This is a genomic window from Metabacillus sp. 113a, from assembly GCF_050107635.1.
GTDB lineage: Bacteria > Bacillota > Bacilli > Bacillales > Bacillaceae > Metabacillus_B.
In genome coordinates this window covers 1-205 of sequence record NZ_JBNILJ010000063.1, presented here as the reverse complement: position 1 = coordinate 205, position 205 = coordinate 1, and the positions used below count along the sequence as shown (strand labels likewise).

Sequence of the window (205 nt, the reverse complement as noted above, 5' to 3'; positions counted from 1 at the left end):
AGGTGAGGAAATTCCTCTCTCAACTTTTTAGAAGTCACTCCTTTGATTTTTGCCATAATATCAGCAGGACTAAGCGTAGGTAGTGCGTTAAGAAATATATGCGTATGGTCTTTATCGCACTCTAAAGCAACAATGACAATTTCCAATTCTTCACATACTTCTTGTACCAACTGTTTAAATCGTTCCTCTACATCAGTACGAAGGA

1 protein-coding gene is annotated in these 205 nt (G+C 37.6%); it reads right to left on the bottom strand.

The window, feature by feature from the left end; translation table 11 throughout:
* The coding region (gene tnpA, locus ACQCVE_RS19720; protein WP_426863680.1) for an IS200/IS605 family transposase at positions 1–205 on the bottom strand (205 nt) is incomplete at both ends.